Consider the following 8,273-nt stretch of genomic DNA (forward strand, 5'->3'; position numbering starts at 1 on the left):
GCTGCACGCCCTCGCCCGATACGTCACGCGTGATGGAGGGGTTTTCCGCCTTGCGGCTGATCTTGTCGATCTCGTCGATATAGACGATGCCGTGCTGCGCCTTCTCCACGTTGTAGTCCGACGCCTGCAGCAGCTTGAGGATGATGTTCTCGACATCCTCGCCCACATAGCCCGCTTCGGTCAGCGTGGTGGCGTCGGCCATCGTGAAGGGCACGTCGAACGTCTTTGCCAGCGTCTGCGCCAGCAGCGTCTTGCCCGAACCGGTCGGCCCGACGAGCAGGATGTTCGACTTCGAGAGCTCGACCTCGCTGCCCTTGCCGCTGTGCTTCAGGCGCTTGTAGTGATTGTGGACGGCCACCGAAAGCACGCGCTTGGCACGGTCCTGGCCGATCACGTAGTCGTTCAGCGTCTCGAAGATGTCACGCGGCGTGGGTATGCCGCCATCCTTCTTCCCGGCGATCCCGGCCTTGGTCTCTTCACGGATGATGTCGTTGCACAGTTCGACGCATTCATCGCAGATGAACACGGTCGGCCCCGCAATGAGCTTGCGCACCTCATGCTGGCTCTTGCCGCAGAAGCTGCAGTACAGGGTGCTCTTGGTATCCGATCCGGAAAGCTTCGTCATTCTATCATCCCAGGCGCCTTCCCACGGAAGGCCGGCCCGATCATCCTACTACCCCAAGGGCATTAATCAACCGGACACGTTCAAAGCGAAAATCGGGTTACCGCACGGTGCCTTTCGCCAAGGTTAAGCGCCGTGCGGCCCCTGTCAGTTCTTCCTCATCAGGCGGCCGGCGCGCCGCCCGAACCTTCCTCCACACCGGTCTGGTCGGTGGCCGGACGCGATTCGAAAACCTTGTCGACAAGGCCGAATTTCTGCGCTTCGTCGGCTTCGAGGAAGGTATCGCGATCCATCGCCCGCTCGATCTCCTCCAGCGTGCGGCCGGTGTACTTGACGTAGAGATTGTTCATCCGTTCACGGATGCGCAGGATCTCGCGCGCCTGGATCTCGATGTCGGACGCCATGCCCTGCGCGCCGCCGGAGGGCTGGTGAATCATGATTCGCGCGTTGGGCAGCGCGATGCGCATGCCCGGCTCGCCCGCCGCCAGCAGGAAGCTGCCCATCGAGCAGGCCTGGCCGATGCACACCGTGGACACGCGCGGGCGGATGTATTGCATGGTGTCATGGATCGCCATGCCCGCAGTAACGACCCCGCCCGGCGAGTTGATGTACATCGAGATGTCCTTCGACGGGTTTTCCGATTCGAGGAACAGCAGCTGCGCGGTGATCAGCGCCGCCATGTGGTCTTCCACCTGGCCCGTCACGAAGATGATGCGTTCGCGCAGCAGGCGGCTGAAGATGTCGAAGCTGCGTTCGCCGCGGCTGGTCTGTTCGACGACGACGGGAACGAGCGCGCCGGTGACAGGATCGGTGGTGAACTTGCCTTGAGCGCCATAGGCGCCGCTGTTGTGGCCGAACAGGTCGAGCATGAATCCCTCTTGTGGTTGCCGCGTCTATGTCGCGTGCCACGGGAAGATGTTCAAGGGCGTTAACCCGTCCATGCCGGAAATACCGTCCCCATCGGCGGATGAAACGCGAAAATGTCCCGCGCGATCTTGACGGAACCGTGGCGAAACCGCCGTCCATGCCGTCAAACTGTCACCGCTTCGACGCGCAGCGGTCACGAAGGCATCCTACGATCAAGGATCGGAGGACACCATGGGTTCGCACACGCAACTTCGCAGACTTTCGGTCCGGCTGGCGCGCGACCACGGCGATCTGGTGGCCGTGCAGAAACTGCGCTGGCAGGTCTTCGCCGCAGAGATGGGCGCGAACATTCCCGTCAGCGGCGAATCCTGCATCGACAGCGATCCCTATGACTCGCTGTGCGATCACCTGCTCGTGGTCGACGAGGACGGGTGCGCCGAAGATGGCGGTAGGGGCCCGCTGGTGGTTGGGACCTATCGCCTGCTGCGCGAAAGCGTGGCGCGCAAGGCCAGCGGCTTCTATTCGGAAGGCGAGTTCGACCTGTCCCGGCTGGCCGGTGCGCGTAGCGGGGGCGGCGAACTGCTCGAACTGGGGCGTTCGTGCGTGCTGCCCGCCTATCGCACCAGCGCGACCATCTCGCTGCTCTGGCGCGGCATCGCGGACTATCTCGCGCTCCATGACATCGGGCTGATGTTCGGCTGCGCCTCGTTCCCCGGCATCGACCCGGACGCGCACGCGGCGGCGCTGTCTTACCTCCATCACGTCTGCCTTGCGCCAGACTACCAGCGGCCTGCGGTGCTTCCCGGCAAGGGCATCGCGCTCGAACGGCTGCCGCGCGGCAGCTATGACGAGCGGCGGGCGCTGGTGCAATTGCCGCCGCTGATCAAGGGCTATCTGCGCGCGGGCGCGCGTTTCGGTGACGGAGCGTTCGTGGACCGTGAATTCAACACGATCGACGTCTGCGTGGTGATGCCGGTGGAGCTGATCTCGGAACGCTACGCCGCCCGTTTCAGCGTGGCAGCCTGATCTTCCGTCGGGGCGGCGCCACCGCCCAGCAGGTCGGCAAGGCGCAGCGCGATTCGGGCATGCGCTTCACGGACGACCTGCTTGCGATCGCCGCCGCCTAGCGGTTTGCCGAAATCGACATCGATGGTCGCGCCCCCGGCAGCGGCCAGCGCCAGCGCGTGCGGCAGCAGGGCGTCGTCCCCGATCCAGGCGACCAACGCCCGCTGGCGCGGATCGCGGCAGGCCAGCGTGACCGGGCAGATCACGCCACGATCCGCCGTGGCATCCGGAACCATGCTGGCATGGAACGGCACCACGCCTTCGCCCGTACTGGTCGTACCCTCGGCAAAGAGAACCAGCGAGCGCCCCGACGCCAGCCGCACGACAAGCTCCCCCCGCGCCTCGACCACGCCCGCCCGGCGATGGCGGTCGACGAACACGCTGCCGTGCCGTTGCGCCAGAACGCCCAGCAGGGGCCAGCCGGCAACATCGGCCTTGGCCACGAAACCCACGTCCGCCACGCGCGCCAGCACCGCGATATCGACCCATGACAGGTGATTCGCCAACACCAGAGTGCCCGGCGCCAGGCGACGATCGCCATGGCACCGGACACGAATGCCGAAGCCTCGCAGCAGAATGTCCCACGCCGCGTTCTCGATCGCCCGGCGCGACGTGCGCCACCGCCCCGCCAGCCGCCAGGGCACCGACAGCATCAACACGAGAACGAGCGAACCGAGCGCGCGGCCGCAGCGATAGCCCACGCGCAATTTCCGCCAGCCTTCGGCCATCGACGATCACTCCCGCGCGTATGTCCGCATCGTGGCGAGGCATGCGACACGGGCATGACAGGATCGCGACAAACAAAAAGGGCGCGCCCTGTGCGGCACGCCCTTCCTGTTTCGTCAGTCAGCCCCGGAAGGGGGCGACAGCGCCAAAGATCAGGCCTCTTCGGCCTTCTTCTTGGCGGGAGCCTTCTTCTTCGGAGCCGGCTTTTCGGCAGCGGCTTCCTCGGCCGACGCTTCAGCGGGAGCGGCCGCCTTCTTCTTCGGCGCGGCCTTCTTCGCGGCGGGCTTGGCTTCCTCGGCCGGGGCTTCGGCGGCGGGCGCTTCCTCGGCGGACGCTTCGGCCTTCTTCTTGGCCGGAGCCTTCTTCTTCGCGGCGGGCTTCGCTTCGGCCGCCGGCGTCACGCCTTCCTCGGCTTCGATCGCGGCCTGCAGTTCGTCACGCGTCACTTCGCGCTCGGCCACTTCGGCCTTGTCGAACAGGAAGTCGACGACCTTGTCCTCGTAGAGCGGCGCGCGCAGCTGGGCGGCGGCAAGCGGTTCCGAACGGACGTATTCGATGAAGCGCTGGCGATCTTCCTCGCGGTACTGCTGGGCCGCCTGGCGGATCAGCATTTCCATTTCCTGCGCGGAAACCTGCACGCCGTTGGCCTGGCCGATTTCGGAGAGGAGCAGGCCCAGGCGGACGCGGCGTTCGGCTATCTTGCGGTAGTCTTCCTTCTCCGCCTCGATCTCCTTCAGCGCTTCCTCGGGGTTTTCCTCGTGGCTCGCTTCGTGGGTCAGCTGCTGCCAGATCTGTTCGAATTCGGCTTCGACCATCGACGGCGGCACGGCGAAATCGTGGCCGGCGGCCAGCTGATCGAGCAGCGCGCGCTTCATCTGGGTGCGGGTAAGACCGGCGGTTTCCTGTTCGAGCTGGCCCTTGAGGAGGCCGCGCAGCTGCTCCAGGCTTTCGAGGCCGAGCATCTTGGCAAACTCGTCATCGGCCACGAACTCGCCGCCGTGCTTCACCGCCTTCACCGTGATGTCGAAGGTGGCTTCCTTGCCCTTCAGGTTCTCGGCCGGATAGTCTTCCGGGAACGTGACGGTGATGACCTTCTCGTCACCCACCTTCACGCCCGTAAGCTGTTCCTCGAAGCCGGGGATGAAGCGGCCCGAACCGATTTCCAGCGCCTGGTCCTCGGCGGTGCCGCCCTCGAAGGCGACGCCATCGACCTTGCCGAGGAAATCGATGATCAGCTGATCGCCTTCCTTGGCCTTGGCGTTCTTCGGCGCGTCGGTGAACTTCTTCTGCCCGGCGGCGATGCGGTTGACGGCTTCGTCCACCTGATCCTCGCCCACGGGAACCACCAGCTTTTCAAGCTTCAGCCCTTCGAGCGACGGCGCGGCGATATCCGGCAGGACTTCGAGCGCGACGGTCAGTTCGGCATCCTGCCCTTCGGCATAGCCATCGCCCAGCGCGACCGAGGGCTGCACGGCGGGGCGCAGCTTGTGATCGGCGACGAGCTTGTCGAGCGCGGCGCGGATGGTGGTGTTGAGCGCTTCCTGGTGAAGCGCCGGGCCGTGAATCTTGCGCACGAGGTTCGCGGGCACCTTGCCGGGGCGGAAGCCGGGCATCCGCACCTGCGGCGTGATCTTCTTCACTTCCCCTTCAACGCGCGACGCGATGTCGGCGGCCGGGATGGTCACGGTGTAGGCGCGCTTCAGGCCCTCGTTGGTGGTCTCGACGATCTGCATCCTGATCCAACTTTCTGTACGTCATTGACGCACCGCGCGGCGCGTCGTCCTCGGGTCGGAGCATGGCGCAGCGGCTGGTGCGGGCGAAGGGACTCGAACCCCCACATCTTGCGATACTGGAACCTAAATCCAGCGCGTCTACCAGTTCCGCCACGCCCGCATCCGGCGAAAAGCAGGCGGTGCCCCTATCGCAGCGGCGGGAAAAGGGCAAGCGCCTTGGGCCTCAACGGGCCCTGATCGGGCAATGCGGTACGCTGGAAGCCTTTCGATCAGGGTGCAAGGCGCGCCAGCAAGGCCAGCCACCCCCGTCCCGGAAGGGGTGCGGGGCGCGCTGCGGACCGGTCGTCGGCCGCGCATTCCAGGCAATAGGCCTGCGCACCGCGACCCGAGAGCAAGCGCGCGGCATCGGCCATCAGCCGGTCGGCCAGAGCCTGCTGGCGCAGCGCGACGAAGCCGGCAAGATCACCCGACGGCGCCGCCGCGGCGTCCCCGTCGTCGCTCACCATCTGTTCCAGCAGGCTGCGCACCGTACCATCGCCCGATCCCAGAAAAACCGGATGCCACTTGTCGACCTTGGCCGCCTTGGCGGTCCACGCCAGCGCATCGTCCAGCCCGCCGAACTGGTCGACAAGCCCGTTCTGCCGCGCGGTGCCGCCGTCCCAGATGCGGCCCTGGCCGATCGCGTCGACCTGTTCGGGCGTCTTGTGGCGTGATGCGCCAACAAGGCCAATGAAGCGGCGGTAGTTGTTTTCGATCTGGCCTTGCAGCAGCCCCTGGAACGCCGGTGTCAGCCCGCCCAGCAGGTCGGGCTGGCCGGCCAGCGGCGTCGTGCGCAGGCCGTCGGCATGGACGCCATACTGCGCGATGGTGTCCTCGACGGTCGGGATCACCGCGAAAATGCCGATCGAGCCGGTAATTGTATCCGGTTCGGCGAAGATGCGCTGGCCGGGCGTGGAGACCCAGTACCCGCCGCTCGCCGCCAGATTCGCCATGGAAACGGCCACGGGCAGCCCCTTGGCCTTGATCCGTTCGATCGCCGCGCGAATCCGTTCCGAGGCCAGCACCGATCCGCCGGGCGAATCGACGCGCACCACCAGTCCGGCGTAGTCATCGCTGGCCGCCGCCTTGTCGAGCAGCGCGGCGATCCGATCGCCGCCCGCGGTTCCCGGCCCGGCATCGCCATCGACGATCTCGCCGGCAATGGTCACCACGGCGATCGCCTTGCCTTCGCGCGGTTCCGGCCTGTCGGCGAGATAGGTCGCCATGTCGGTGGAGCGGAACGCGCCCAGCCCGGCCGCAGGATCGGCGCCCGCCAGTTCGGCCACGCGCTTGCCGAAGGCGATGCGATCGCCCAGCTTGTCGACCAACCCGGCCTTGAGCGCGGCCTGCGCCGCATCGTTGTTGCTTTCGGCCAGCCACTTCACCGGATCGCCAGTCACCAGCGCCAGATTTGCCTTGGGCCGGGCCTTCCTCACTTCGGCCTGCCAGCTGTCCCACAGCGCGGTGTACACCGCGTTTAGCGCTTCCTTCGCTTCGGGCGAGGCATCGTCACGGATGTAGGGTTCCACCGCACTCTTGTACGTGCCGACCTTGAAGACGTGCGCCTTCACCTTCAGCCGGTCGAGCAGCGCCTTGTAATAAAGGTTGGTGCCGCCGGGGCCGGTCACGATCGCGCCGCCGATCGGATCGACCCAGACCTCGCTGGCATGGGCCGCCAGTTGCACGCCATCGTCCTGGTACATCACCGCGCGGACCAGCACCGGCTTTTTCGCCGCCCGGGCCTTGTCCATCGCCGCGCCGATATGGCTGAGATGCACCTGCCGCCCGCCGGCGAACTTTTCAAGGTCGAGCACGATTACCTTGATCCGCGAATCGGTGGCCGCCTGCTCGATCGCGCGCGCGATGTCGCGTTCGCGGTATTCCCGGCGCGGCTTTTCGCCGCTGGTGAGCAGGCCGAACGGATCGATATGGCTGCGCTCCTCCACCACCGGGCCATCAAGCACGAGATAGAGCGCGCCTTCGCGCACCATGCCGGGCGCCGGACGCAGCGTGAGCACCGCATAGAGCGCCCAGAAGAACAGCAGGAGGAACAGGAGGACGAGAGCGTCCTTGACGGCGACGAGGAGCTTCCAGGCCGAGCGAGCGAACTTCATGGGGGATATCTACGGCCGGAACGCGAAGAGTTCCAGCCGCAAGGCTTGAGATGCCTCCATCGCGGGTCTAGGGCGTGGTCTTCGATGCACCCATCGACCCCCACCTCCCCCGCCGCACCGCCATCGGCCCGCTATCCCGCCGGCGGCCTTGCCTTCCCCCATCGCGATCTGACCGGGATCGGCCGGCTTGCCCGGCACGAGATCCTGTTCCTGCTGGACGAGGCGGAACAGTGGGTGGAGCTGAACCGGCAATCGCAGAAGCGCGCCGAAGTTCTTTCCGGCCTGACCATCATCAACGCCTTCTTCGAGAATTCCACCCGCACGCTGCTGTCGTTCGAGATCGCGGGCAAGCGGCTCGGGGCAGACGTGGTCAACATGCACGCCGCCACGTCCAGCGTGAAGAAGGGCGAAACGCTGATCGACACGGCGATGACGCTGAACGCGATGCGCGCGGACGCCATCGTCATCCGCCACGCCAGTTCCGGCGCGGTGCGGCTGATCGCCGAAAAGGTCGATTGCCCGGTGCTCAACGCGGGCGACGGCCAGCACGAGCATCCCACGCAGGCACTGCTGGACGCGCTGACCATCCGCCATGCGCTGAAGCTCGCCCCCGGCAGCGACCTGAACGGCCTGCGCGTGACGATCTGCGGGGACATCCTGCACAGCCGCGTCGCCCGCTCCAACATCCTGGCCCTGACCGCGCTGGGGGCCGATGTCAGCGTCTGCGCGCCGCCCGCGCTGATGCCTGCCGAGATCGAGGCGATGGGCGTGACGCCGTTCCACGATTTCGACGCGGCGCTGAAAGGCGCGCAAGTGGTGATGATGCTCCGGCTTCAGCAGGAACGCATGAGCGGCCAGTTCATCCCCTCCCCCCGCGAATACCGGCATCTGTACGGGCTGACGCTCGACCGGCTCGCCAAGGCGGAAGCCGATGCCTTCGTCATGCATCCCGGCCCCATGAACCGGGGCGTGGAGATCGACAGCCAGGTGGCCGACCATCCCACCCGCAGCCTGATTACCCGGCAGGTGGAACGCGGCGTCGCCATCCGCATGGCCTGTCTGGACGTGCTGACACGGCGCGCGAGAGGCGTGCCCGGCTGGGCCGAA

General features: G+C 66.4%; 7 protein-coding genes and 1 tRNA gene. 2 read left to right on the forward strand and 6 right to left on the reverse strand.

Annotation, left to right across the window (positions count from 1 at the left end; translation table 11 throughout):
• Together B3547_RS04755 and clpP are read right to left on the reverse strand one after the other, a co-directional pair.
• The coding region (locus tag B3547_RS04755; RefSeq protein ID WP_414690492.1) for a ClpX C4-type zinc finger protein at positions 1-625 on the reverse strand (625 nt) is incomplete at its 3' end.
• 158 nt (positions 626-783) lie between these two features.
• The gene (gene clpP, locus B3547_RS04760) at positions 784-1,491 is read right to left on the reverse strand and encodes an ATP-dependent Clp endopeptidase proteolytic subunit ClpP (protein WP_124809218.1); all 708 of its coding nucleotides are present in this window, start codon (positions 1,489-1,491) and stop codon (positions 784-786) included.
• A gap of 229 nt (positions 1,492-1,720) precedes the next feature.
• Here clpP and B3547_RS04765 point away from each other — a divergent pair, with 229 nt between their 5' ends.
• Entirely contained in the window at positions 1,721-2,515 is a 795-nt protein-coding gene (locus B3547_RS04765) for a GNAT family N-acetyltransferase (protein ID WP_125954953.1), read from the forward strand.
• On the opposite strand, the gene B3547_RS04770 is transcribed toward B3547_RS04765, so the two are convergent.
• The 4 genes from B3547_RS04770 to sppA all read right to left on the reverse strand — a co-directional run bounded on the left by B3547_RS04770 (position 2,485) and on the right by sppA (position 7,166).
• Positions 2,485-3,282, reverse strand: coding sequence for a lysophospholipid acyltransferase family protein (locus tag B3547_RS04770; RefSeq protein WP_292960697.1), 798 nt, complete (start codon positions 3,280-3,282; stop codon positions 2,485-2,487). The two genes, B3547_RS04765 and B3547_RS04770, sit on opposite strands and share 31 nt — an antisense overlap.
• Positions 3,283-3,432: 150 nt before the next feature.
• Positions 3,433-5,013 (reverse strand): trigger factor, encoded by a 1,581-nt coding sequence (tig, locus tag B3547_RS04775; RefSeq protein ID WP_292960699.1) that lies wholly within the window; start codon positions 5,011-5,013, stop codon positions 3,433-3,435.
• A 75-nt stretch (positions 5,014-5,088) separates the two neighbouring features.
• A tRNA-Leu gene (locus B3547_RS04780) sits at positions 5,089-5,173 on the reverse strand.
• 109 nt (positions 5,174-5,282) lie between these two features.
• Positions 5,283-7,166, reverse strand: coding sequence for a signal peptide peptidase SppA (gene sppA / locus B3547_RS04785; RefSeq protein ID WP_292960701.1), 1,884 nt, complete (start codon positions 7,164-7,166; stop codon positions 5,283-5,285).
• 84 nt (positions 7,167-7,250) lie between these two features.
• Between sppA and B3547_RS04790 the strand changes: the two genes are divergently transcribed.
• The coding region (locus tag B3547_RS04790) for an aspartate carbamoyltransferase catalytic subunit (RefSeq protein ID WP_292960703.1) at positions 7,251-8,273 on the forward strand (1,023 nt) is incomplete at its 3' end.

The sequence above is a fragment of the Novosphingobium sp. UBA1939 genome (assembly GCF_002336885.1).
Taxonomy (GTDB): Bacteria; Pseudomonadota; Alphaproteobacteria; order Sphingomonadales; family Sphingomonadaceae; genus Novosphingobium.

Coding starts and splice junctions, on each gene's coding strand:
- clpP (WP_124809218.1), bottom strand. CDS start 1,491: ATGCTCGACCTGTTCGGCCACAACAGCGGCGCCTATGGCGCTCAAGGC.
- B3547_RS04765 (WP_125954953.1), top strand. CDS start 1,721: ATGGGTTCGCACACGCAACTTCGCAGACTTTCGGTCCGGCTGGCGCGC.
- B3547_RS04770 (WP_292960697.1), bottom strand. CDS start 3,282: ATGGCCGAAGGCTGGCGGAAATTGCGCGTGGGCTATCGCTGCGGCCGC.
- tig (WP_292960699.1), bottom strand. CDS start 5,013: ATGCAGATCGTCGAGACCACCAACGAGGGCCTGAAGCGCGCCTACACC.
- sppA (WP_292960701.1), bottom strand. CDS start 7,166: ATGAAGTTCGCTCGCTCGGCCTGGAAGCTCCTCGTCGCCGTCAAGGAC.